The organism is Flavobacterium caseinilyticum, assembly GCF_004349085.1.
GTDB lineage: Bacteria > Bacteroidota > Bacteroidia > Flavobacteriales > Flavobacteriaceae > Flavobacterium > Flavobacterium caseinilyticum.
The window spans coordinates 1-25,319 of the sequence record NZ_SMFM01000011.1 but is presented as its reverse complement, the minus strand read 5'-3'; the positions used below and the strand labels follow the sequence as shown (position 1 = coordinate 25,319).

Annotated in this window: 17 protein-coding genes; 6 read left to right on the top strand and 11 right to left on the bottom strand. The window is 36.4% G+C overall.

Annotated elements, in window-relative coordinates; translation table 11 throughout:
• Positions 1 to 59 precede the first annotated feature (59 nt).
• The 9 genes from E0F89_RS16010 to E0F89_RS15975 form a co-directional block, all read right to left on the bottom strand.
• Positions 60 to 2,267: a TonB-dependent siderophore receptor gene (locus tag E0F89_RS16010; protein ID WP_131910737.1), complete on the bottom strand. Its 2,208-nt coding sequence runs from the start codon at positions 2,265 to 2,267 to the stop codon at positions 60 to 62.
• 196 nt (positions 2,268 to 2,463) lie between these two features.
• Complete coding sequence (locus E0F89_RS16005; RefSeq protein ID WP_317126104.1) at positions 2,464 to 2,931, bottom strand: DUF6265 family protein; 468 nt, start codon at positions 2,929 to 2,931, stop codon at positions 2,464 to 2,466.
• Between the two features lie 265 nt (positions 2,932 to 3,196).
• Positions 3,197 to 5,488 (bottom strand): DNA topoisomerase 3, encoded by a 2,292-nt coding sequence (locus tag E0F89_RS16000; protein WP_131910735.1) that lies wholly within the window; start codon positions 5,486 to 5,488, stop codon positions 3,197 to 3,199.
• A 200-nt stretch (positions 5,489 to 5,688) separates the two neighbouring features.
• Complete coding sequence (locus E0F89_RS15995; protein WP_131910734.1) at positions 5,689 to 6,363, bottom strand: hypothetical protein; 675 nt, start codon at positions 6,361 to 6,363, stop codon at positions 5,689 to 5,691.
• A 201-nt stretch (positions 6,364 to 6,564) separates the two neighbouring features.
• Positions 6,565 to 7,149 carry a fasciclin domain-containing protein gene (locus E0F89_RS15990; RefSeq protein WP_131910733.1) on the bottom strand — a complete coding sequence of 195 codons (585 nt, stop codon included), beginning with the start codon at positions 7,147 to 7,149 and terminating at the stop codon, positions 6,565 to 6,567.
• A gap of 1,077 nt (positions 7,150 to 8,226) precedes the next feature.
• Complete coding sequence (locus tag E0F89_RS15985) at positions 8,227 to 9,309, bottom strand: L-dopachrome tautomerase-related protein (RefSeq protein ID WP_131910732.1); 1,083 nt, start codon at positions 9,307 to 9,309, stop codon at positions 8,227 to 8,229.
• Positions 9,310 to 9,797: 488 nt separating this feature from the next.
• Positions 9,798 to 10,229, bottom strand: a complete 432-nt coding sequence (locus E0F89_RS17395) for a toll/interleukin-1 receptor domain-containing protein (RefSeq protein ID WP_243699540.1) — start codon at positions 10,227 to 10,229, stop codon at positions 9,798 to 9,800.
• Between the two features lie 44 nt (positions 10,230 to 10,273).
• Entirely contained in the window at positions 10,274 to 10,486 is a 213-nt protein-coding gene (locus E0F89_RS17390; protein ID WP_243699539.1) for a hypothetical protein, read from the bottom strand.
• A 205-nt stretch (positions 10,487 to 10,691) separates the two neighbouring features.
• Positions 10,692 to 11,762 (bottom strand): type I restriction endonuclease, encoded by a 1,071-nt coding sequence (locus E0F89_RS15975; RefSeq protein WP_131910730.1) that lies wholly within the window; start codon positions 11,760 to 11,762, stop codon positions 10,692 to 10,694.
• Positions 11,763 to 12,224: 462 nt separating this feature from the next.
• Here E0F89_RS15975 and prfA point away from each other — a divergent pair, with 462 nt between their 5' ends.
• The 3 genes from prfA to E0F89_RS15960 all read left to right on the top strand — a co-directional run bounded on the left by prfA (position 12,225) and on the right by E0F89_RS15960 (position 15,500).
• Positions 12,225 to 13,301 carry a peptide chain release factor 1 gene (prfA, locus tag E0F89_RS15970; protein ID WP_131910729.1) on the top strand — a complete coding sequence of 359 codons (1,077 nt, stop codon included), beginning with the start codon at positions 12,225 to 12,227 and terminating at the stop codon, positions 13,299 to 13,301.
• A gap of 199 nt (positions 13,302 to 13,500) precedes the next feature.
• Positions 13,501 to 14,367, top strand: coding sequence for an orotidine-5'-phosphate decarboxylase (gene pyrF, locus E0F89_RS15965; RefSeq protein WP_131910728.1), 867 nt, complete (start codon positions 13,501 to 13,503; stop codon positions 14,365 to 14,367).
• A 320-nt stretch (positions 14,368 to 14,687) separates the two neighbouring features.
• Positions 14,688 to 15,500 carry an ABC transporter substrate-binding protein gene (locus E0F89_RS15960; RefSeq protein WP_165930055.1) on the top strand — a complete coding sequence of 271 codons (813 nt, stop codon included), beginning with the start codon at positions 14,688 to 14,690 and terminating at the stop codon, positions 15,498 to 15,500.
• Here the strand turns inward: E0F89_RS15960 and E0F89_RS17190 are convergent.
• The gene (locus E0F89_RS17190) at positions 15,495 to 15,686 is read right to left on the bottom strand and encodes a hypothetical protein (RefSeq protein WP_165930054.1); all 192 of its coding nucleotides are present in this window, start codon (positions 15,684 to 15,686) and stop codon (positions 15,495 to 15,497) included. The two genes, E0F89_RS15960 and E0F89_RS17190, sit on opposite strands and share 6 nt — an antisense overlap.
• Before the next feature lie 57 nt (positions 15,687 to 15,743).
• Between E0F89_RS17190 and E0F89_RS15955 the strand changes: the two genes are divergently transcribed.
• On the top strand, positions 15,744 to 16,529 hold the full coding sequence (locus tag E0F89_RS15955) for an alpha/beta fold hydrolase (RefSeq protein ID WP_131910775.1): 786 nt from the start codon (positions 15,744 to 15,746) through the stop codon (positions 16,527 to 16,529).
• Positions 16,530 to 17,340: 811 nt separating this feature from the next.
• Here the strand turns inward: E0F89_RS15955 and E0F89_RS15950 are convergent.
• On the bottom strand, positions 17,341 to 18,048 hold the full coding sequence (locus E0F89_RS15950; RefSeq protein WP_131910727.1) for a DUF4197 domain-containing protein: 708 nt from the start codon (positions 18,046 to 18,048) through the stop codon (positions 17,341 to 17,343).
• Positions 18,049 to 18,369: 321 nt separating this feature from the next.
• Between E0F89_RS15950 and E0F89_RS15945 the strand changes: the two genes are divergently transcribed.
• Positions 18,370 to 21,822: a methylmalonyl-CoA mutase family protein gene (locus E0F89_RS15945; protein WP_131910726.1), complete on the top strand. Its 3,453-nt coding sequence runs from the start codon at positions 18,370 to 18,372 to the stop codon at positions 21,820 to 21,822.
• A gap of 1,243 nt (positions 21,823 to 23,065) precedes the next feature.
• Positions 23,066 to 25,319, top strand: a 2,254-nt coding sequence (locus tag E0F89_RS15940) for an HYR-like domain-containing protein (protein ID WP_449404029.1), incomplete at its 3' end; no start/stop codon positions are given.

Below are 25,319 nucleotides of genomic sequence, written 5' to 3'. Positions count from 1 at the left end.
TTGATTATATTTTGTGAAATGGATTATGCTTGAGACCGGTTATCGGTAAAAAGGTTTAATTAGAATTTATATTTCAAGTTTGTCATTATCTGACGTGGCGCAATTGGATTGACGCTGTAATTTTCATGAACGGTATAATTCAGCTCATTAGTTATATTTGATAATTTGCACAAGATAGAAAATTGTTTCCAGTTGTATCCAGCCGATACATCTATTATTGTATATCCCTCCAAAGGAATTTCTCTGTCATAAATTCCGTTAGGTAATGATGGATCAATTTGATTGTTCCAACCACCCACTCTCTGGCCAATGTAATTCCCCAAAGCTCCAATAGATACACCTTTTAATAATCCCGAAGGCAATGTATAGAAAAAGCTTAAATTAGCAGTGTTTGCAGGAGTTCGTGCTAAACGATCACCTTCGATTAAACTACCTTTTAAACCAGATGTTTTTGTGTAACGCATGTCGTTATAACTGTAACCCGCGATGATATTCAGGCCTTCAACCGGTTTTGCAGTAATGTCAAATTCGATTCCTTTGCTGCTCGTTTCGCCGCTTAAAACCTTTATCGAGCTATCTGTATTACTGGAACCATCGGCTTTAAGCTCGGCGGTTTGTGCTAAATTGCTGTTTGTAATTTGGTACAAAGTAATGTTTGTGCTTAAAAATCCTCTCCAGAAATCTTTTTTAACCCCAACTTCATATTGGTCGATAATGGAAGGTTCAATTGCTTTTAGGTCTACTGTTGTTCCCGTATTTGGTGTAAATGAATTTGAATAGCTGGCAAATAAAGACGTATTATGTGTCGGTTGAAATACCAGTCCAACTTTGGGAGTGAAAGCTTCGTCTTTACGTTTTGGAGCTTCTAAAACTGTATTTTTAACCAAGTCATATGTATCAACTTTAGCTTCTTGCCACGACCAACGCAATCCTGCCAATACTTTAAATTTATCAGTAACTGAAATTAAATCTTGTGCATAGATCCCAAAACGGTTGGTGTCAGTTTTTACGATTCTGGTATTTGTCGCATTTGGTATTGCGCCGCCTTGATCAAAATTTTCGAAATCAAATATGTTACCGCTACCGTAAGTAGAAGGGCTGAATGTAAAAGTATAGGCTTCTGTAAAGGAGTTTTCAACATCTACACCTGTAAAAAGTTGGTGTTTTATTTTTCCCGTTGAAAAATTACCTTGCAGACTTAATTGTTCTCCAATTATTTGTTCCATATTTTTATTTTGTCCCAAAGGTCTGCTCCAGTTTCCATTTGCTGTTGGCTGTATTCGTTCCGTTCCTTTAGAAGTTCTGCTAAAGTCCTGAAATGACGAATTGAAGTTTAGTTTCCAGTTTTTATTAAAATCGTGGTTTACCAATGCGGATACGGTAGCTTGCTTAGTTTGTCCATTGGACCAAGTCGCACCTAAATACGTACTGCGGGGAAGATTCACAATTTCTTTTCCAATGATTGCAGTTCCAAAGTCGGGAATCCAATCATCTTTTAAATAATCACCTTGTAAGATAATTTCGGTTTTATCACTTGCTTTGAAAAGAACAGACGGATTGATGTAAAATCGCTCTTTGGTTACATTTTCTCTAAAACTTTCCGAGTTTTCATAGGAACCTGTAACGCGGTAAGCGATTATATCGTTTAAGGGACCATAGAAATCCACTGATGGTCTGTAAAAAGAATAGCTTCCCAATTGCATGGCTATTTCTCCTCCTTTTTGGAAAGAAGGAGTTTTAGTAACCATATTCAGAATCCCGCCCGGAGCTACATTTCCAAAGAGTAAAGCGGCACTTCCTTTGAGTACTTCTACTTTCTCCAATGAAGCTACTTCTGGAATTGAACCACTGTTAAAACGAAATCCGTTTTTAAACATATTATTGCTAGACATGTCATATCCTCGTGAAAAGAAAGATTCCTGTGCTCCGCCGCGGGCAGAACCCACATAAACACCGTTTATATTCTTTATTACATCACTCAGTCTGATAGACTGTTGTTGTCCTATAATTTCGCTCCCTATTATTTGAATGCTTTGAGGAACATCCATCGGTTTTAATCCTGATCTAAGGGCTGAAACTGATTTTTTTTGTTGATTTGGGGTTACAACAACTTCTTTAAGAATTCCGCCCTTTTTATTTTTTATAGTGTCAAACGGACTATTGAATGCTGCAAAAATGTTCTCGTTTTTAATGTCATTTGAATCTTGTTGTGCAAAGCCGGCAAGACTAAATAATACAGTTAATAATAGTGTAAAAATATTTTTCATGATCGTTTATTTGGAATAATTAAAAATAACGATGCAAATATATAATCTGATATTGGTTTGACAAAACTTATTTAGATTAAATATGAATAAGGTTTTGTAAATACTTTTTACACTATTGAAATACAGTATTTTAATGTCATAAAAAAACCTTGCTTAATTGGAGCAAGGTTATAACAGGGACCCTAATAATAAGGTTTTATTTAATTTTATTCATTGAAAACTGCTCGGAACTGGGTTTTCCTTGTTGGATTCCAGAAATTTTGGCCACTAAACTGTCAGGCGTAATTTGGGTATAACTTATTTTTTGAGGGTAATCGTGTTTCAAATTTTCAAAAATTATTTGTTTCTCTGTTGCGGTGGTCAATTTGAAAGCGACCGGTTTGTCATTATTTTGTCCTTGTATGGCAGCTGAATACGTTAATTCTTCCCCTTTTTGTTGCAAAGTGATGGATTCAAAATGCAAGGTGTCTTTTTCTTTAATGAAGTAAGACTTAGCTTGAAACGTGCTGTCATTTACTTTTTTCCAAGTTTCGGTTAGATTGCCCTCAACTGATTTACTTTCCCAATTACCCAAAAGCCAATTGGCGGCTTTTATTTTTTCTTTTTCATTTGCATCCGAATCTTTGCAGGAAACAACGGCTAACAAAATTATTATAAGAGTCATTTTTTGAAACATATGTTTAGATTTTAAATGATTATTTTCATTAAGCTAAGTTATGAATAAATAAAATAGTGTTCTTTTTTTACTTTTTTAATTTTCAAAAAAGACTAGACTTTTGAATACTTTTTCAAACAAATAATTAAAATGCAACCGTTATAAAAAACTTAACCATCTAAGTCATATAAGGGCATATAAGCGATTGTTTAGCAGCTAACTTAATTGTTCTTATATGACTTATATGGTAAAAAATTAAATTTAGTTTATGTTCTTAAATACTTTGTTTCAAAATAGTATAAACTAATTCCTTTGTTGGTTTTTGATCTTTTAATTTTTTTCTCACCGTTTCAAAAGTGACTTTGAAATCACAGCCTGATTTATAGTGACTACAACCGTAAGCCGTTTTTCCTTTCAAAATCGTTCCTTTTTGGCATTTCGGGCAAGGCAATTCATCTGGAATGGCTTTCGCCAAAGTTTTCTTAGGTTCTAATACAAGTTTGAAATTTTCGTCAAAGCGAAGTAAACCTTCCACAACGCCGGCATCCGTTTTAAAGTCTTTTAAGTTGACAGTAGATCCTTTTTGAAGCAGTCGCAAGTATTGGTTCTCGGATATTTTTTTGTCGGCAAAACTATAGGGCAATAGAAAAGTACAGCCTGATTTATAATCAGAACACCCATAAGCGGATTTCCCTTTGATGAGTTTTCCTTTTTTACATTTTGGACAGGCTTCCGCCCAAATTCCCGCTGCTTTCTTTTTTTCTACTGTAGCGACTTCTTTTTGAATGCTTCCTGCGTGGGAAATATTAGCGCGTCTGGTTTCGCTTCGCACTTCATACACCAAGACTTCTACCATGCGCTTCATATTGTTAATAAACGCAGCAGCGGTAAAGGTTCCTTTTTCAATATCTTTCAATTGCTTTTCCCAGGAACCCGTAAGTTCAGCCGATTTAACCAAATCATTTTGAATGGTGTCAATCAGTTGAATCCCCGTTGGTGTTGGCAAAACCTGTTTTTTATTTCTTACGATGTATTGCCGTCTGAAAAGCGTTTCTATAATATTGGCTCGCGTGGATGGACGACCAATACCGTTTTCTTTCATTAATTCACGTAAATCTTCATCATCGACTTGTTTACCAGCGGTTTCCATGGCGCGTAACAAGGTGGCTTCGGTAAATTGATTCGGCGGTTTGGTTTCCTTTTCTAAAAACGAAGGTTGATGTGGTCCTTTCTCGCCTACAACAAAACTCGGCAGGATATCGGCTTCTTTTTCTTTGGTATTCGGATCTTCGAAGACTACTCGAAATCCTTTTTTCAAGATTTCTTTTCCGGTTGTTTTAAATAAAACATCGGCTGCTTTACCGACCACGGTAGTATTGGCTACTAAACAATCGTCATAAAACACGGCAATAAATCGCTTGGTAATAATATCATAAACCTGTTGCTGATTGTACTGCAAATTGTTTTGTACGCCCGTAGGAATAATGGCGTGGTGATCCGTTACTTTTTTATCATTGAAAACTTTAGGCGATTTTTTTATCTTTTTTTCTAAAAGTGGTTGCGTCAACGCCACATAATTCGTCAAATTTTTAAGAATTCCGGGTACTTTTGGATAAACATCATTGGGTAAAAAGGTGGTATCAACCCTTGGATACGTAACTACTTTTTGTTCGTACAAAGTCTGCACAATTTTAAGCGTTTCATCTGCCGTAAAACCAAATTTGGTGTTGCAATATACTTGTAAGCCAGTTAAATCAAACAGTTTTGGTGCAAACTCATTGCCGTTCTTTTTTTCAACCGAAATGATTTCGAACTCACTTTCCTGGACTTTATTAGCCAAGAGTTCGCCATCTTCTTTTTTCAAAAAGCGTCCTTCCTCATAACTAAAAAGCGTTTCTCGATACAAGGTTTGTAGTTCCCAATACGGTTGCGGTTTAAAATTCTCGATTTCTTTGAATCGATCCACGACCATTGCCAAAGTTGGGGTTTGCACCCTTCCAATAGACAAAACTTGTTTGTATCCGCCATGTTTTACGGTATATAAACGCGTGGCATTCATACCGAGTAACCAGTCGCCAATGGCTCTGGAAAATCCGGCGTAATATAAATTATCGTAGTTTGAGGATGGTTTCAAGTTCTGGAAACCTTCTTTAATGGCCTCGGTGGTCAGGGACGAAATCCACAAGCGCTGTACCTCGCCTCTATATTTCGCTTCGTTCAATACCCAGCGCTGAATAAGTTCTCCTTCTTGCCCTGCATCCCCGCAGTTGATGACCAAGTCAGCTTTGTCAAAAAGGCTTTTAATGATTTTGAATTGCTTTTGAATGCCCGAATTCTCTACCACTTTGGTTTCGAATTTTTCGGGAAGCATGGGCAGGTTGTTGAGGTCCCAACTTTTCCAGTGCGGTTTGTAATCGTTTGGTTCTTTCAAGGTGCATAAATGACCAAAAGTATAAGTTACCTGATAACCGTTGCCTTCGTAATACCCATCGTGCTTGGTATTGGCTCCTAAAACGGATGCGATTTCGCGCGCTACACTTGGTTTTTCGGCAATACAGACCTTCATTTTCTCCCTTTAATTTAAGAGCGCAAATTAGGAATTTAGAAATTGGTATTAAAAAGAAATTTAATGGAGTTATGAACGGCAGGACCACTATTTGAGTTGCTCAATCCAGAATTAAGTCAATAGTGTCAGACTAAAAAAAGTTAAAAAAGATAATTGCCCACGTAAGATTGAATGTTTTCTGATACGTTTCCTGCTTCAATTTATCTGAAATTACAACTAAGCCCGCTCCATAAACTTGTGATTTTAGCCTCCTTCTCTGGACCTTCAAAAATTCCATACAATCCCGATGAAGTGGAAAATTCATATCCTAAACTGGTTTGGGAAACAGTAATCACGTAAGCACTTTCCATTTCAGCTCTGGAGGATCCAATACTAATTCCAGCCATCGTCGATATCTTTTGCGCACTACTGGAACTGATACCCATATACCAACCCGCAAATTTCCAATCGGTTTCCGGTTTTGCGGTTTCTGATTTTTTTTGTTGAAATACTATTGTTAAGCCATTGTTCCAAGAAACCATTTTTAACGGTCCGGCGCCACATTCCTTATTTATTCCAATAGAGGTCGGTTTGGATTGCAGAGCGGTATTTGTGATCTCAATCATCTGATCGATGGGTTTACCAAAAGGGATTTCAATAGTTGAACCTGTTTTTCTATGTATTAATTGCAGTGCATTGGAAGTCAGCAGCAGTTTATGGGTATTTTTAGTTTTGATAGTCGTAGTACTGTCAATGATTTTCTCTTTGCTTTCTTCAAAAACCTTAACGGTATCCAGACTAATTTCTGTATTTGTGGTTTGCGGCGTATTGCTGTCTTTAGTTTGGCAACCGATCAGCGTCACGGAAAGAATAATTAAAAGTCTGTATGACTGCATAATAGAGGTTTTAGAAGTCATTTTTTAGTTTTTCAAAATCAATTTTTGAATCTCATTTTATTTTGGAACAAATATTCCAACTCCAAAGTTAGTTCATGACTGTAAAGTGGTGTAAAAAAAGCAGTTGTTAATTGCTTGTATAATTCCATAAAAAAAACCGTTACAATTAAGTAACGGTTTCTGAATTAATGAATTAAAACCTTATTTAGGCATAACAACGGTGTCAATTGCATGAATAACTCCGTTAGAAGCCGCCACATCAGCAAGAACTACTGTCGAAGTTCCTCCATTTGCGTCTGTCAACATCACTTTTCCGTCTTTCAAGCTCAAAACAATAGTACCACCTTGAACAGTTGTAACGCTATATTTTCCATTATTTTTGTTTATTGCGTCAATAACCGCAGCAGCCTCAAATTTTCCTGCTACTACATGATACGTCAATACTGCTTTTAGTTTGTCTAAACTTTCTGGTTTCAACAATCCATCTACAGTTCCTGCTGGAAGTTTAGCAAATGCTGCGTTATTTGGAGCGAAAACGGTAAAAGGACCTTCGCTGCTTAACGTTTCAACTAATCCTGCTGCTTTTACTGCAGTAACTAATGTAGAAAAATCTGCATTTCCAGCAGCTACGTCTACAATGGTTGATGTTTCCATTACAACTGTAGTATCCATTGCTACTGCAGTAGAATCAGTCATTTCTGTAGATTCAGCTTGTTTTTTCTCTCCACAAGAAGTAGTTATTACTCCCAATAATACAAATGCGCCAATTGTTTTTACTAATTTCATAGTCAGTGTTTTATGTTTAAAATTATTTAATAATAACAAATGTACATATAATTAATGATTGTTTATCTCTTTTAACAATTATTTAAACAAAAAATAAAATTATAGAGAAAGCAGTAGCAAAGGATTTTGATTTTTTGTTTGAATTACTGGTGCTGCAGCCCATTTTTTTAGCGAAATAAAAAAATAAAATTGGTCTGTATGATGCACTAGCGGAAGGAAATTCTTTATTTAAACTACGATCAGCAGCGTTACAACGCATTTTTATATTTTAAAAATATCCAGTCTTTGCATACGGGGAATTTCTGATGCTACAAACGCAAGTTTGTTCAGGATAATTTGGTCACTTTTATCTTTGGGATTTTTAGTGACAAATCTCGCTTTGGAGTTCGTAAAATCGAACTTATATTTCTCATCAAAGTCTTCTTGTTTGTTCGAAGAGAAAGTAATCACAATGTCTTTAGCAGTCGATTTTCCTTTCCATATTTATTTATTTCAAAGGGAATTCCGTTTTTAATTTTAGAATACGAATGAAATACAAATGTTCCATCTTGATACAAGGTCAATTTTTATTCAATTAAATGATCGCCTTATTTGCTAAAAGTAAGATTGTATTTACCAGAAAACCCATTCGATTGCGAGAATAGTGTAAGGTTGAACATTAAAAGTAAGGTGTTCAGTAGAAATTTCGTCGGTTTGGTTTGTTTAATGGACTCGTACTTATTTGCGTTTTTTTGGTTTATTTGTCAGCGGTAGGCTTAAGTCATTGCGAGGAACGAAGCAATCCCATTCAGTTTGGCTATTATTTAACGTGCTCCTTGTTGTGGGCACAGTTTGCAAAACTGCGCTAACGATTGTGGATATTCGAGGGGTCGGGTTCTCCTTTTGGGCACAGGATACAACACAACGACAGCGAACTGACGAATTAGCTATACGGCAACGCTCGTGGATATCGGACTGAGTGGATTCCGAAAAAGCGAACCCATTTTATAATATGTGTTGAAACTTAAAACGAGCGCTCCAAATCAGTAAACTTCGTGTCCGCTGCAAATGCTACATTTGTTAGTGAGCTTTTCTCGACTATTTGTCTAATTTGATTTTGTTTAAAGTAAAAGTCAAATTTGAAATATCAGCAGTAACCTCATTTATTCTTGAGTTTGTAAAATACAAGTAGTTGTTATAAATGCTAAAGGTATCAGCCCATTTAATCTTTTCACCTTCTACCAAAGTGTGAATACTGCCATCTGGTTTTCGATACTGAATTTTGTTGTTTTCTAAATCGGCAAAATATAAAATACCGTTGTCATCAAATATCATACCGTCAGGTGCGGCAGTTTTTGCCTCAAATCGAACGCTTTCTTCTATGCTTTTTTCATCTTCAGAAGCCAGCATATTTGTTGCAATTGAATAGAGGCTGTATCCTGTAAGGGCATGAAAGTAAAGACGGTCGTTTACAGTGTCCAAGGCTATTCCATCAGAATGAATGGTATTTTCCCATTTTTTGTCTCCAAATGTCAAAAAGCCTTGTTCGGCAGCTGTTGATTTGTGGTTGTCTAAAACTCTTCTGGAGCGACCGGATTTAATGTCGATGATGACAATACCAGAGTTTCCTGAGTCAGTAAGATAAATTTTTTGAGTTTTTTTATCTATTCTAAGATCGTTGATGTATGAATCGGGATGGTAACTGTTTTTATCTAGAATATAGGTTTTAACTAATTTATCAGTTGTTAAATCAAAAACAAAAATACGAGGCGCATCCAGTACATTTTCGAATAATTGACTTCTGGTGTCCAAAACATACAATTGGTTTTCAAAGGCAACTACTGATTGCACTCCAACAAATTTATTGGCTACAACTGGTTGTCCAATCTCCCAAGAATTCCAATTTTCATCCGGATAGCTTTTTTGAACGGTAGTATTTGTTATTTCCACGACGGAATTATCAACTCCTTTTCTCCATCTCGGAAAGTTCACAAAAATACGCCCGACATCAGTAATTGTGACTCCGGTAACTTGTTGTCCTTTGAACGCAGCAACCTCTATCACTTGATTTGCTGTGCTGTCAATTTGTTGATTTTTAACTTCAGCCGCTTTTTTGCTAGTCGTTTCTTTGCAGGACGATAAGAATGTAACTATCGAAAATATAATGAGGATCTTTTTCATTTCAGTTGGTTTTATTTGTGGGCAATTTAATTAAGTCATTGCTAGGAACGAAGCAATCCCATTCAGATTATTTGCTGCTCGTTGTGTTCAGTTTGCAAAATTACGGTAACTCTTGTGGATATCCGAGCGATCGGGTTTTATTTCTTCTCGCGACGGCTGGAGGAGAACTACTTCTTAAAATTAAAATACCCGCGTTGAAAACGCTACGATTGTGCTCTAAATTAAAATTGGCATTCGTTGCAAACGAGCGCCAGTGGGTTTCTTTGCTTTTGACTTTTCCAAGTAACGCTGAATACATTCCTGGATGTTTATAAAAAGTACACGCTTGGATTGAAATGCATTTCGATTCTTCTGTCAATTTTTAACATTAGAAATTTCATTTTCAACAAGCTTTAACTTGTCAAGATTTGAGCAAATAAAGTTGAAGTGACAATAAAAAGAAGAATTAAAAATGTTTTTTCGTAATTTTTTTGTTGTAATAGACAGCATTATGTTTTTGCAGGTTCATAAGCGATAAGTTCTGCAAGTTTAGCAGCAACCTCTTTCATTGTCTCGTCAGTAGTGCTCAAACCTGTTCTCGATGCAAGAAGAGGACTGACATCACGTAGAGCTTCATATGTAGTATTGTGGACTATTGGAACTAGCTGGTCGGTTGCTAGTAACGCTGATAGTTCTTTGTCTGCAATACCTTCTAGAGGAAGACGACGAAGTAGGGCAGGAGTTACCAATACTAGTCCAATTCGCGAGTTTGCTAAACCCTTGTCGATGGCACGCATTAATGGCACACCTAGTGCAATATCTTTCTCACTGAACCAAACAGAAACTCCGTTCAAAATAAGTAAGTCGTGAAGTTCTTTTGCGGCATCCTGTCTGTCTTCCCAAGCATGACAGAGAAATACATCTCTAAGGTCGGGTTTCATTTCTACCAGATTCTCGACTGTTCGGCGGATTGGTGTAAGTGCTATTACCTCAGCAGGTGTGTAATAAACTGGAGAACTTGCTTGTGACCACCGTGGCTTTGAACTTCTTGCGCCACCACTGCTTCTGCTGCTTCCACTGATACTTGATGCGGAATAAGGTGTTGATGAATACGATGGATATGAATTGTAGTGACTACGGTAACTTCGGCTGCTACATGAGGGACAAGCTGCTGCTCCGCTCGCTGTGCGATGTCCATTTCTTGGTGCTGTACAACTAGACATAATTTTGTTTGTTTTAAAGATTAAGAATGTTCGCTAAATTCAATCGTTGAATTTAACGAAACTACTTGGTTGTTAACAACTTGAGTTTTTATTAAAATATTTTTTCGTCCTTTTTTTAGCTAATTATACGGTTTGCAAATCCACGCTATCGAACTGAAAACATAACCATGCAATCTGGATTTACCCGTAGTTTTTTATTGTTGTCAATAATTCAGCTTTGTAATTATAAATTTCGTCTATAGAAGGTATTAATTTTTTCTCTCCATTATCTTTTCCGTTGTTGAAAAGTTCAATGTATTTATTTGAAGAATTAAAATGTAAACGGCAAATAGGTTTTCGATTATTATCATCTAATAAAATACCAAAATAAGATTGTGTATCTCTAAATGCAATTCTTGAAGCTGGCAAAATTTCTCTTAAAATTGCTTTAATTATTTGAGAACCTTCAATTTCTTCTTCCGTTGTGATGAATTTTGGAGTTTCGACATTTTCGTCAATTGCTGTAATTTGTTCATTCGTTTTTGAAGGAACAGTTTCAGTTATATTTAGAGCATTTTTTAATCTAAAGTTTATTGATTCATTTATTGAATTTGAAAATGCTTTTTTAGTATATTCTTTGAATGCAACTAATCTTGGAGCTGTCAAAGGTTTATTGAAAAATCTGTTTACTAAAAGGCGAACAATTTCGTCGGAAGGTTCTTGTATTTCTTTTTCAAATTCATTTCTAATTGCCTTTATATATTTTAATCCTTCCGCGGAATCTAAAATTTCTTCAAGATTATACCCATTTTTAGAAAAATTTTCTAAAATTTTTAAACTTGTATCTTTCAGGTTTGATATATCTAAAGTGAAAAATGGTTTTTCATCCATTATATTTGGTTTCTCCAAATCTGCATAAAAATTATAAATATGTCCGTTTGTTAAAACGCCAAAACGTGATTTTGAAACGTGATAATATCTATGAAGTTGGGAATTATGAGCATCAACATTTTCTTTCCAATTTTTACATTCTATTATTAAAATTGGTTGACCATCTCTTTTTATTACGTAATCTATTTTCTCTCCTTTTTTAGTTCCAATATCACAAACAAATTCAGGAATTACTTCTGTTGGATTGAAAATATCGTAACCGAGAATTTGAATAAAAGGCATTACAAAAGCATTTTTTGTAGCTTCCTCTGTATTTATTTGATCTTTTAAAGAGTCAACTCTTTCATGTAATTGTTGCAATTTTAATTTTAAATCTTCCATTGATATTTATTTTGTGAATTTATATTTTTTCAGAGATATTCTTGCTATGGTTACAGTAAACTTTCATACGGCGAGATAAACTTTCTTACATACAATCAAATATGGAGATAGTGGCGAAAGTTTGTTCCCCTTATCTTATTTCAAATATATTACTTTCTTCCGAAAATACTGATGAAAATGCATTTAGTTATCTTTCATTTCCAAAACTAACTCCTTTTGTTTCAAGAACTTTACGGGAAACCGTAAACGCAATTATTTTAACACAAATACCCTAGCCCTGATGGAAGGGAAAATCCTTTATTGATAAAACGCGAAGCAAGTTTTATCAATAAAGATTGGAATGACAGCAGGAAACAGCTCCTGAAAAGAAATGTAAAATCTACAATCTAAAATGTGAAATCTTTTCACTAAATAATGTGAAATATTTCACTAAATTTGCAGCCTAAATAAAGGACTAAGAAAATGTTAGATAGACTTCAAATAGTAAAACAACGTTTCGATGAGATTTCGGATTTGATAATTCAGCCGGATGTGATCTCGGATCAGAAGCGTTATGTGCAATTGAATCAAGAGTACAAAAGTTTAAAAGCTTTGGCTGAAAAACGCGATGAATATGTTGTTTTGATGGCAAATATCGACGAAGCAAACGAAATAATTGCTGATAACAGTGATGCTGACATGACCGAAATGGCCAAAATGCAACTGGAAGAAGCCAAAGAGAGATTGCCGGAACTGGAGGAAGAAATCAAGTTTATGTTGATTCCTAAAGATCCCGAAGATGCTAAGAATGTCATGGTGGAAATTCGTGCCGGAACGGGTGGGGATGAAGCGAGTATTTTTGCCGGGGATTTGTTTCGTATGTACACGAAATATTGTGAAAACAGAGGTTGGAGAACTTCTGTGGTGGATATGAACGAGGGAACTTCGGGTGGATTTAAAGAGGTGATTTTTGAAGTTACCGGTGAAGATGTTTACGGAACTTTGAAGTTTGAAGCCGGTGTTCACCGTGTCCAACGTGTACCGCAAACGGAAACGCAAGGACGTGTTCACACCTCGGCAGCGACGGTTATGGTGCTTCCGGAAGCAGAGGAATTTGACGTACAAATTGATATGAATGATGTTCGTGTGGATTTCTTCTGTTCGTCAGGACCTGGTGGACAATCTGTAAATACAACCAAATCAGCGGTTCGTTTGACGCATATTCCAACCGGATTGGTGGCGCAATGTCAGGATCAGAAATCACAACACAAGAATAAAGATAAGGCTTTTGGCGTTCTGCGTTCCCGTTTGTACGAACAGGAATTAGCCAAAAAACAAGCGGAAGATGCAACAACGCGTACGTCTCAGGTAAGTTCTGGTGACCGTTCTGCAAAAATCCGTACGTATAATTACGCTCAAGGTCGTGTGACGGATCACCGCGTAGGTTTGACGTTGTACGATTTGGGAAATATCATGAATGGTGACATTCAGAAAATTGTAGATGAGTTGGCGTTAGTCAACAACATGGAAAAACTGAAAGAAGCCAGCGAGGTTTTTTAATAATTAAGCCTCATTATTTGAGGCTTTTTTTTTGGAGCTATTTCTCGCTTTCGCCTTTATATCTCCGTTTCACTGCGAGGATATCTCCCGAAGCTTCGGGATCAATCGGGGCTAAAAACGAATAGTATATAAAACAATATTGTGAACTTTGCGAGTCCCGACGCTTCGGGATTGCGAACTTTGCCGTTAAACACACCACATGACTACACAACAACTTATTGACCAAATCAGAATTAAGAAATCGTTCCTTTGCGTAGGATTAGATGTTGATTTGGAAAAAATTCCGCAGCATTTATTAGCACTGGAAGACCCTATTTTTGAATTTAACAAAGCAATAATCGATGCCACGCATGACTTGGTGGTTTCTTATAAACCCAATACTGCTTTTTATGAAGCTTACGGAATAAAAGGGTGGATGTCGTTGCAAAAAACAATCAATTATATCAATTCAACGTATCCGGATATCTTCACGATTGCAGATGCCAAGCGAGGTGATATCGGGAATACATCATCGATGTACGCCAAAGCTTTTTTCGAAGATTTAAATTTTGACAGCGTAACCGTTGCGCCTTATATGGGCAAAGATTCGGTGGAACCTTTTCTAGCTTTCGAAAACAAACATACGATCATGTTGGCTTTGACTTCCAATGAGGGTGCGTTTGATTTCCAGACTTTAACCACAAACGGAACCCGAGGCGAAGCCGAAAGGAGTGCAGCTAAAGAATTGTACAAACAGGTGTTAGAAACATCTAAAACCTGGAAAAACAGCGAAAACCTGATGTACGTCGTCGGGGCGACCAAAGCCGAATATTTTACTGAAATTCGAAAGATTGTTCCTGACAGTTTCTTGCTTGTTCCCGGAGTAGGCGCGCAAGGCGGAAGTTTATCCGAAGTTTGTAAATATGGCATGAACGCTGATGTGGGATTACTGATTAATTCGTCACGTGGTATTATTTATGCTTCAAACGGAACTGATTTTGCTGAAAAAGCAAGAGCAGAAGCGTTGAAAATGCAGCAGGAAATGGAAGAGATTATGATTTTAAAGTGGAACAATTTTAAAGTTTAAGGTTTAAAGTTTTTTGAATGGTCCATAAAATATGTTGAATTCAATGCAACTTAATTTTTAAACCATTAAGGCATTAAGTTTCATTAAACTTGCGCTAGGATTTATATAGAAAACTTCGCCGTCAAACTTTTTAAGCCTTACTTTTTCTTAATTTCTTAATGGTTAAATCTTAAATTTTAAACAAGAAAAACTTTGTGTACTTTGCGAAAATACTTGCGTCCTTTGCGGTTAAATTTTTAAAATCTTAACTTTACTTAATATCTTAACGGTAAAAAAGCAGTCAAGTGATGCTGCAACACTATCAACTTTAAACTTTAAACTTGAAACAAAAAACTCTAATCGATCAAATTGGAATAACACATTCTTTTGAAACGTCGCCAAAACGTATTATTTCACTGGTTCCGTCACAAACGGAGTTGCTGTATGATTTAGGTTTGGAAGACCGCATTATAGGAATTACAAAATTTTGTGTGCATCCGTATCATCTTAAATCAACGAAGAAAATTGTTGGCGGAACCAAGAAAGTGCATTACGAGAAAATCAGATTGCTGCAACCGGATATTATCATTTGTAATAAAGAGGAAAATACAGTTGAAATTGTGGAAGAATTGCGTAAAATTTGTCCAGTTTGGGTGACGAATATTATTACGATTGAAGATAATTTCCAGATGATTTCTGACTTTGGTCAACTTTTTAATTGCAGAACCGAATCACAGAAATGGAACGACAAATTGGCTTTTGCCTTGAGCGATTTTAAAAACTTCATCAACGATAAACCGGAACAAAAAGTGGCATATTTCATTTGGAAAAATCCTTTTATGGTCGCTGGTTCGGATAATTTCATCAATGAATTGCTGAAACTAAATCATTTTAAGAACATTTATGCTGACAATCCAGCGACTTTAGGGCGTTATCCTGAAGTTGAACTCAAAAAAATACGCTTGCAAGGTGACCCTGATTTGGTTTTCCTATCCTCAGAACCGTATCCTTTTCAGGAAGAAGATGCTTTTGAAATAGGAAGGCACACGCACCACGCAAAAGCGATATTTGTAGATGGCGAAATGTTTTCCTGGTATGGAAGCCGATTGTTAAAAGCGTTTGATTATTTTAAAAAAATGCATATCAGATTATGATTCGCATTCCTCAAGCACTAATTCTTCCGGTACGATTTCAGTATGTTTTCTTTCGATATTAAAATTTTGCTCAGCAAGAGTTTGGTATTCTTTTTTAAGCTTTTCTATTTCACTTTTCTCTTTCAATAATCCAATCATGGGTGTAATTTTTTGCAAATTTACGTTTTGTACATAATAATTCCTCATTATTATATGTTAAGAATACAATTTAAATTTATTATTCTATTTTTGCAAAAAAAAGTAGTGATTAATTATACCATTTACAAGAATGAAAATAGCGAGCAATGGGTAACCTTTGTTCATGGTGCTGGTGGAAGTTCGTCTATTTGGTTCAGGCAAATTCGGGATTTTCAAAAACGATATAATGTGTTGTTATTGGATTTACGTGGTCACGGAAACTCAAAACCTACGCTCAAAACTGCTTTTAAACAGAAATATACTTTTGCGGCTCTTGCCAATGACATTCTGGAAGTGTTAGATTATCTAAAAATCGAAAAGTCTCACTTTGTTGGGATTTCGCTGGGAACAATTTTAATCAGACAACTAGCGGAAATGTATCCGAAACGAGTGCAAAGTATGATTCTTGGCGGCGCAATCTTAAAAATGAATTTTCGTTCGCAGGTTTTAATGAGGTTGGGAAATATGTTTAAATATGTTTTGCCTTATTTAGTTTTATACAAGTTTTTTGCTTTTGTGATTATGCCTAAAAAAAGTCACAAACAATCTCGTTTACTTTTTATCAATGAGGCTAAAAAATTATATCAGAAAGAATTTATAAAGTGGTTTAAGCTAACGGCCGAAATAAATCCGGTCCTGAGATGGTTTCGTCAGGTCGAATTAAATATTCCGACATTATATGTAATGGGAGAAGAAGATTATATGTTTTTACCGTCGGTCCGCAAAGTAGTGGACAATCATTACCGATCTTCTAAATTGTTTGTAATTGAAAAATGTGGACATGTGGTCAATGTGGAACAGCCAATAGTTTTTAATGGTGCCGTACTTTCTTTTATCAATAACACCAAATAAAAAATGCCTGTATCATTACGATACAGGCAATTCTTTTACTAACCAAAACCAAATAATAAATAACCAGTTTATTACTCTGCAAAGATCAAATATAACTTGATCTTCTGCTGTTAAGATTATGTTATTACTTTGTTGCAGATACGTTAAGTTTTTCGAAACTTTTTTAAAAGGTTGATTCAGAGCTAAATATTTTTTTCTGTAAATCGTAATTCTAATTAATCTCACAATTTTCTGTCTTGTTTTTAAAATAGAATTTAAAAGCTCTTGCATACAATGTTTAAATTCTCAAATGGGTCTACGATAGTGTATTTCTCTGTAAAAACTATCTAATCTACAGATGATTTAGTAACTCTACTAAACTAGTTGCAAATTAATTAAATATGGTGCAACTGAATTTTTAACCGATGATAATTATCAAACGGATTCCATTTTTAACGATGTTACTGGATCACAAACGATTTCCAAAACCAATTCGAGCAATTTATTTGTTACCGATTCCATAAAACTAATTTTCAGAATATCTGAAAATTTTAATGCAGTTTATCTTTTTGATTCAACCCTGTTGAACAAAGAGTTTCGTAAAACCTTAACATTAAATGAACAAGACAGTGATTTTGTCCAAAATTCCACTTGATTAAATCACTGCGTTTTATAATGGGAACGCGAATATTTTTTGTTTTTATAACAAGAATTGAAAAATCAGAGCTTCGGAAGTTTCTTTCCATAAAAATACCCCCAAATAGTGTCTAACTTTTTGGGGGCAGTCTAGAAGGAAGCATTTCTTATTTCTGAATGTATATTAAAATCGAAACTATCTTTTATCCTGCATAGCAAAAACCTTTTGCAATAAAAGTGAAGTTCTTGAAGTAATATTCGTTCTTATGTTTTTTTCTTCGACAGCAACCATTTTAAAAACGCCGTTCATCGCTTGATTGGTCACATAATCGGTCAAATCAGGATTTACTTTGGTGATTAATGGAATGCTGTTATATTTAGTGATAATGTTTGCCCAAACTTTGTCGGCACCCACTTTTGTAAACGAATTTTTAATAACCGGACTGAATTTCCCGTACAAAGCATTCGAAGTACTATTTTGTAAATAATTTGTCGCTGAACTTTCATTACCCATCAAAATCGATTTGGCATCCATAAAACTCATATTTCTCACCGCATCAACAAAAATAGGAGTCGCTTCTTTCACTGCGTCTTCGGCAGCGCGATTCAAAACTTTTAAACCTTCGTCTGCCAATGAGCTCATTCCAATTTTTCGCAATCCTGCATCAACCTTTCTCAATTCTTCCGGCAATAAGATTTTCACAGCAGCATTTTTATAAAAACCGTCTGTTGTGGTTAGTTTTGTCACTTGTTTAGAAATCCCGTTGTTTAACGCTTCTTTCAATCCTCCTGAAATGTCAACGCCACCTATTCCCTGCGTTTGCGGTAGCTGATTCAGTACCTGCTGCATTTCGGCACAACTGGAAAGTGACACCGCTGCCATTATAATTAAAATTTTTTTCATTGTAAATTGTTTTTAAGGTTTAATTGCATTATCGCCGTGAGACTCGTGTAAAACTAACACTTATTCAAAAACAAAGCCATAATTTTTTTTAGGAGCACAAAATTTAGTATTTTTTAAGGAACAGTTGTCCCGCTGTGCGCTGTATTCCCGATTAATAAAAACTACGGCTTAAAAAAGCCTTGTTTTTCTAAATCGGGAGATGCCGCTTCCATCGGGGCTAAAAGACAAAATTCCTACTTTTTAACAACATCCACTAAATCGGAACAAATAATTCTTAAAATAAAATTGTAAATTGCAGACTTAAATTATCATATTCATAAAATGGAACTAGTAAAACCGTATATCCCTGTTAATAAAGTAAGAATTGTAACCGCCGCGGCCCTTTTTGATGGCCACGATGCAGCAATTAACATCATGCGCAGAATTATTCAATCTACAGGTGTTGAGGTGATTCATTTAGGTCATGACAGAAGTGTCGAAGAAGTGGTGAATACTGCAATACAAGAAGATGCCAATGCAATTGCTATAACTTCCTACCAAGGAGGACATAACGAATATTTTAAATATATGTATGACCTGCTTCAGGAAAAAGGAGCCGGGCAAATCAAAATATTTGGCGGTGGAGGAGGAGTGATCCTGCCTTCAGAAATTGCAGACTTGCAAGACTACGGAATCACCAGAATTTATGCTCCGGATGATGGAAGAGCCATGGGACTGCAGGGAATGATCAATGATTTAGTTCAGAAATCAGATTATGCTGTCGGAGATAAATTGGATCAAGAGATTAATCAGCTTGACGAAAAAAATCCAAAGGCAATTGCCAGAATTATTTCATCCGCGGAAAATTTCCCTGATGTTGCAAAGGATACTTTAGATGCAATTCATAAAAAAAATGCCAATTGTAAAACTCCGGTTTTGGGAATTACCGGAACGGGTGGAGCAGGAAAATCTTCGTTGGTAGATGAATTAGTACGTCGTTTTCTTATCGATTTCCCGGAAAAAACAATCGGATTAATATCTGTGGATCCATCAAAACGTAAAACGGGAGGAGCACTTCTTGGAGATAGAATCCGAATGAATGCCATCAATAATCCTAGGGTTTACATGCGTTCGTTGGCTACACGTCAATCGAATCTGGCTTTGTCTAAATATGTTGCTGATGCGATTCAAGTGATTAAAGCGGCAAATTATGATATTATAATCCTGGAAACTTCTGGAATCGGGCAATCCGATACAGAAATCATGGATCATTCTGATGTTTCTTTATATGTTATGACACCGGAATTTGGTGCTGCAACCCAATTGGAAAAAATCGATATGCTTGATTTTGCTGATTTGGTAGCGATAAACAAATTTGACAAACGCGGTTCTCTCGACGCATTGAGAGACGTAAAAAAGCAATACCAACGCAACCATAATCTTTGGGATGCGAATTTAGATACACTTCCGGTTTTCGGGACGATTGCTTCGCAGTTCAACGATCCGGGAATGAATACGCTATACAAAGCGATTATGGATAAAGTCCATGAAAAAACAAATTCTGATTTGAAATCAACGTTTCAAATTACGCGTGAAATGAGCGAGAAGATTTTCGTTATTCCTCCCCACAGAACGCGTTACTTATCTGAAATTGCCGAAAGCAACAGAAAATATGATGTTACTGCGATAAGCCAAGAGCAAGTTGCACAAAAATTATACGGGATTTTCAAAACTTTGGAGAGTGTTTCCGGAAAATGTCCAGTAATTAACAAAACTGGAATCGACGATGATTCAGTTTTGCCAACGGCTTTGGAATCCGAAAAACAAGGGGTTGCTGAAAATAAAATTTTCCTAAATCTTTTACTGAATCAGTTTGAAAAAGTAAAAATGGATTTGGATCCATACAATTGGGAAATCATTTTGACTTGGGACGAAAAAGTAAACAAGTACAAAGATCCAGTTTATACGTTTAAAGTTCGTGACAGGGAAATAAAAATGGCGACGCATACCGAGTCCTTATCACATTCTCAAATCCCGAAAATTGCGTTGCCAAAGTATAAAGCTTGGGGTGATATTTTACGTTGGTGTTTGCAGGAAAATGTTCCTGGAGAATTTCCTTTTACAGCTGGACTTTATCCTTTCAAACGCGAAGGAGAAGATCCTTCTCGCATGTTTGCCGGAGAAGGCGGACCGGAAAGAACCAACAAACGTTTTCATTATGTAAGTGCTGGATTACCGGCAAAACGATTGTCAACGGCTTTTGACAGCGTAACTTTATACGGAAACGATCCGCATGTACGCCCGGATATTTATGGAAAAATCGGTAATGCCGGAGTTTCTATTTGTTGTTTGGATGATGCTAAAAAATTATATTCTGGTTTTGATTTAGTTCATGCGATGACTTCGGTGAGTATGACCATCAATGGTCCGGCGCCGATGTTATTAGGTTTTTTCATGAATGCGGCTATTGACCAACAATGCGAGTTTTATATTAAAGAGAATAGTCTTGAAAAAGAAGTTGAAGCAAAAATCAACAAAATATATGCAGCTAAAGGAGTCGAAAGACCACATTATCAAGGGGATTTACCAGAGGGAAACAACGGATTAGGGCTGATGCTATTAGGGGTTACCGGAGATCAGGTTTTACCTTTAGAAGTATATAATGAAATTAAAGCAAGAACGTTATCTCAAGTTCGTGGGACAGTTCAGGCTGATATTCTTAAAGAAGACCAGGCACAAAATACCTGTATTTTCTCTACTGAATTTGCGCTGCGATTGATGGGTGACGTGCAGGAATATTTCATTACCAAGAATGTAAGAAACTTTTATTCCGTTTCTATCTCGGGCTATCACATTGCCGAAGCGGGTGCGAATCCTATCACGCAATTGGCATTCACGCTTTCTAATGGTTTCACTTACGTGGAATATTATTTGAGTCGCGGCATGAATATCAATGATTTTGGACCTAACTTATCGTTCTTTTTCTCGAATGGAGTTGATCCGGAATATGCCGTTATTGGTCGTGTGGCTCGTAAAATTTGGGCGAAAGCCATGAAAAATAAATACGGAGCTAACGAACGCGCGCAAATGTTGAAATACCATATTCAGACTTCTGGACGTTCTTTGCACGCGCAGGAAATTGATTTCAATGATATTCGTACCACTTTGCAAGCGTTATATGCGATTTATGACAACTGTAATTCCCTGCATACCAATGCTTATGATGAAGCAATCACAACGCCAACGGAAGAATCTGTGCGTCGTGCGATGGCGATCCAATTGATTATTAATAAAGAATTAGGTTTAGCTAAAAACGAAAACCCAATTCAGGGAGCTTTTATCATCGAAGAATTAACCGACTTGGTTGAAGCTGCGGTTTTACAGGAATTCGATAGAATTACCGAACGTGGCGGCGTTCTTGGTGCGATGGAAACAATGTACCAACGTTCAAAAATTCAGGAAGAAAGTCTGTACTATGAAACTTTGAAACATACGGGTGAATTTCCAATTATCGGTGTCAATACGTTTTTGAGTTCTAAAGGCTCTCCAACGGTCATTCCAGCGGAAGTAATTCGTGCCACCGAAGAAGAAAAACAATATCAAATTGATATGTTGAATCATTTACACCAGTCCAATCAGGATTTGGTAGATGAACATATAAATACGCTTCAGGACGCAGCCATTAAAAACGAAAACTTATTTGAACATTTAATGGAAGCAACGAAGGTTTGTTCTTTGGGACAAATTACTTCTGCTTTATTTGAAGTAGGCGGACAATACAGACGTAATATGTAAGCCTTTCAACGATTTTTAGATAATTAGAAAGGGTGAATGCTGTTGCTGTAAACTTATATATAATAGTACCGTATCCTTTTTATAAAAGAAACCTTTCTATACATAGAAAGGTTTCTTTGTTTTTATAAATTAAAAACACTGATTACCTTTGTTTGTGTTGGAATAAATTTTATAGGTTTCTAAATAATTTATTAAAAGTTTGTCAGATGATTTTTAACATGTTTTTAGATAGTGTTATTGAAAGTGTCTAATATTATAAAGTTAAAAGATTATATTCCGCAAGCATATTCTAGTCTAATTTTTAATATGTAAATTCATTGTTCTTCTACAGAAAAATATTATTATTAGGTAAATTACTTCAATTTATGGAGGTTCATTTAACTTTTTCTCGAAAGTGAAATTATAATGGTTTTTTAGTAGCTAAAGTCACAATAATTAAAAGTGATTTTAACATTTTTTTTAACATGTAATTATCTGTTAATCAAGTTTTTAAATAGTGAACAATTGTTAATATTTATGCCTTTTATGTGCTAATTTTCTTAAAACTCTAAGTAATTTGTCGGTTATAAATGTTTGTTAACGATTTTTGCTGATTTGTTGTTTCGTTTTGTAATTTAATTAACTAATTTTAATCTTTAGCTGGTCTGAGGAAAGTTATTATTAGAACAAATTTTAAGTTATTCAAAAGATATTTTTTATTCTTTGAGCAATAAATCCTCACTTGCTGGAGTATTTCCAGTAATTATTTTTGAAGATGTTTCGTTGGCTGCAAGTTTTCTTCCCAAATCTGAAAACTTTTATTTTATCTTATTAAAGTACTTAGAATGTTATTTGTTTTACAGTACAATTTATGATCGCATACCATGCAGTCATATGGCTAGTAAAGAATTAATCTATTGTTCCCCGCAATAATAATCCTTTAATTGATGGAGTACTTCAAAAAATTACTTTTTGAAGATGTTTCTTTTATCTGCAAGTTTTCTCCCCAAGTTTGAAAACTTTTGTGCGATCCTACTTTATTAATCAGAATGCTATTTGTTTTAAAGTACAATTTTAAGATTGTTATTTTTTAATCGACAATCTGGCTGTAAAAGAATTTAGTTGTTGTATTGTCAACAAAAATTCTTTGAATGACGAGTACTTCATAATGTTTATGAAGAGGTTTTCTTTTTATACAAGTTTGATCCTCCAAGTCTGTAAACTTCCGTTTTTTTCTAATTTATGATGTAAAAATACTTTAATTATGAAAAAGAGTACAATTACCAAGTTTTTCGATGTTTTGTCCAGCAAAATATATTGTTGTCTCAGACCGAAAAACACTGTTTCTAAGTTAGATTTTTTAAAATTTAATGATGGAAATCCAATTAATTACATGTCAAATGTATGGCTCCGCTGTTGGCGTCAGTCATTTGTGTTGCCACTTGTTTTTATGGCAATTTTACTAACAGGTTATACGGCAGAAGCACAGTCCATTCAGGGTGTTGTGCCGGTTCAAACTCCTTTACTGGGTTCAGGGGTTGATGGCGATGCCTTCGCACATACGCCTAACGGCTACACAAATGTGGGCGACTTGTTTGACGCAGTCCATCCCAACGGTACTCATGGCGTCCTTGATTTAACAACGGGTAATCTTCTGTATCCGGGTTTTACTTTTTTCTTGCAGGATCCATGGGGAGGGGATAGACAAGATCCAACCATATTTACCCTTTCCAACAAAATAAACGATAATCCTAGCACCTATACATGGGGCGCTGGACAAAATCCTAATAAAAATGAAATCCAAAATGCCGGTGCTCATTTTTCGTATGGAGATCCAACTATTCAAACTGTTGTTAATGGAGTTCCTTTGGTTGTTAATGGTGTTCCTGTTATGGGAGACCCTAATGATTTATGGGTTCTATTTGCTGGTGACCGTCAGGTTACCAATGGAAGCAGTTACATTGATTTCGAATTTTTACAGAAATCCTTAACATTAACGGGAGCGGTATACGGTGCTTTTAACCCCCAAACGGGTACTAGCCCAGTCATTGGTGGTAGTGGCAGTTTTGAATCTGCCGGAACTGATGGAGGTCGTACAATTGGTGACATATTGGTGACCATTGAATTTGTTCAGGGAGGTGGTGACGCAAACGCTTCTATTCGCGTATGGACACAAACCTCACCTGGTGTTTATGAATATGTACTTCATCCAAACTCCGATTTTCTTGGTAATATTTTTATAACGCAGAATACCTCGATTACTCCTGTACCTTTTGATGTTTATGGAAGCGATCCTAATGGTACTGGCGTTGGTGGAAGTTATCAAGTGAATCAATGGGCCGAGGGAGCAGTAAACCTTACCAAAGTGTTTAATGCTGTCAACAATGATTGTTTTGTCCTCAGTACACTATTTATCAGAACAAGATCTTCAGGAAGTTCAAATCAATCTGAATTAAAAGATTTTCCTGGAGCTCCCATTCAACTGAAATTGTGTCGGGACAAGACTCCTCCTGTAATTTCTGCATTGCCAGCTCCAACAACGGTTGAGTGTCCTGCAGTTTTGTCTTTTGCAACACCAACAGCAACTGACAATTGCGCAGTGAAGTCACTAGTCTATGTAGATGTAACTACACCAGGCAATTGCGCAGGAAATTATAGTGTAACCAGAACGTGGACTGCTACGGATGATTGTGGGAACACAGCTATCGCTGCGCAAACCATCAATGTTCGAGATACGGTAGCGCCAGTAATCACGGCTACAGGAACACCTACCAATGGCACATTGGGTTGTAACCCATCCGCTGATGCAATAAATGCAGCACTTGGAACAGCAACAGCCATGGATGCATGTGGAATGGTAACTCCAACATTCACTGATAGCGCGGTTACGATCACGGGCTGTTTACGTTCTCAAACCAGAACCTGGAATGCAACTGATGCGTGCGGCAACGCAGCAGCACCGGTTTCACGTACAGCGACTTGGACAGTGGATACAGTAGCGCCAGTAATCACGGCTACAGGAACACCTACCAACGGCACATTGGGTTGTAGTCCATCAGAATCTGCAATCAATGCAGCACTTGGAACAGCAACAGCCATGGATGCTTGTGGAATGGTAACTCCAACATTTACCGATAGCGTGGTTACGATCACGGGCTGTATACGTTCACAAACCAGAACTTGGAATGCAACTGATGCCTGTGGTAACGCAGCAGCACCGGTTTCACGTACAGCGACTTGGACAGTGGATACAGTAGCKCCAGTAATCACGGCTACAGGAACACCAACCAACGGTACATTGGGTTGTAATCCATCCGCTGATGCAATAAATGCAGCACTTGGAACAGCAACAGCAATGGATGCTTGTGGAATGGTAACTCCGACATTCACCGATAGCGTGGTTACGATCACGGGCTGTTTACGTTCACAAACCAGAACCTGGAATGCAACTGATGCGTGCGGTAACGCAGCAGCACCGGTTTCACGTACAACGACTTGGACAGTGGATACAGTAGCTC

Excerpts from the sequence above, each read along its gene's own strand:
- E0F89_RS16005 (WP_317126104.1), bottom strand. The coding sequence starts at position 2,931 with ATGACTCTTATAATAATTTTGTTAGCCGTTGTTTCCTGCAAAGATTCG.
- E0F89_RS15990 (WP_131910733.1), bottom strand. The coding sequence starts at position 7,149 with ATGAAATTAGTAAAAACAATTGGCGCATTTGTATTATTGGGAGTAATA.
- E0F89_RS15945 (WP_131910726.1), top strand. The coding sequence starts at position 18,370 with ATGGAACTAGTAAAACCGTATATCCCTGTTAATAAAGTAAGAATTGTA.
- E0F89_RS17390 (WP_243699539.1), bottom strand. The coding sequence starts at position 10,486 with ATGGACATCGCACAGCGAGCGGAGCAGCAGCTTGTCCCTCATGTAGCA.
- E0F89_RS17190 (WP_165930054.1), bottom strand. The coding sequence starts at position 15,686 with ATGAGGAATTATTATGTACAAAACGTAAATTTGCAAAAAATTACACCC.
- E0F89_RS16010 (WP_131910737.1), bottom strand. The coding sequence starts at position 2,267 with ATGAAAAATATTTTTACACTATTATTAACTGTATTATTTAGTCTTGCC.
- pyrF (WP_131910728.1), top strand. The coding sequence starts at position 13,501 with ATGACTACACAACAACTTATTGACCAAATCAGAATTAAGAAATCGTTC.
- E0F89_RS15975 (WP_131910730.1), bottom strand. The coding sequence starts at position 11,762 with ATGGAAGATTTAAAATTAAAATTGCAACAATTACATGAAAGAGTTGAC.
- E0F89_RS17395 (WP_243699540.1), bottom strand. The coding sequence starts at position 10,229 with ATGAAACCCGACCTTAGAGATGTATTTCTCTGTCATGCTTGGGAAGAC.
- E0F89_RS15985 (WP_131910732.1), bottom strand. The coding sequence starts at position 9,309 with ATGAAAAAGATCCTCATTATATTTTCGATAGTTACATTCTTATCGTCC.
- E0F89_RS15995 (WP_131910734.1), bottom strand. The coding sequence starts at position 6,363 with ATGCAGTCATACAGACTTTTAATTATTCTTTCCGTGACGCTGATCGGT.
- prfA (WP_131910729.1), top strand. The coding sequence starts at position 12,225 with ATGTTAGATAGACTTCAAATAGTAAAACAACGTTTCGATGAGATTTCG.
- E0F89_RS16000 (WP_131910735.1), bottom strand. The coding sequence starts at position 5,488 with ATGAAGGTCTGTATTGCCGAAAAACCAAGTGTAGCGCGCGAAATCGCA.
- E0F89_RS15950 (WP_131910727.1), bottom strand. The coding sequence starts at position 18,048 with ATGAAAAAAATTTTAATTATAATGGCAGCGGTGTCACTTTCCAGTTGT.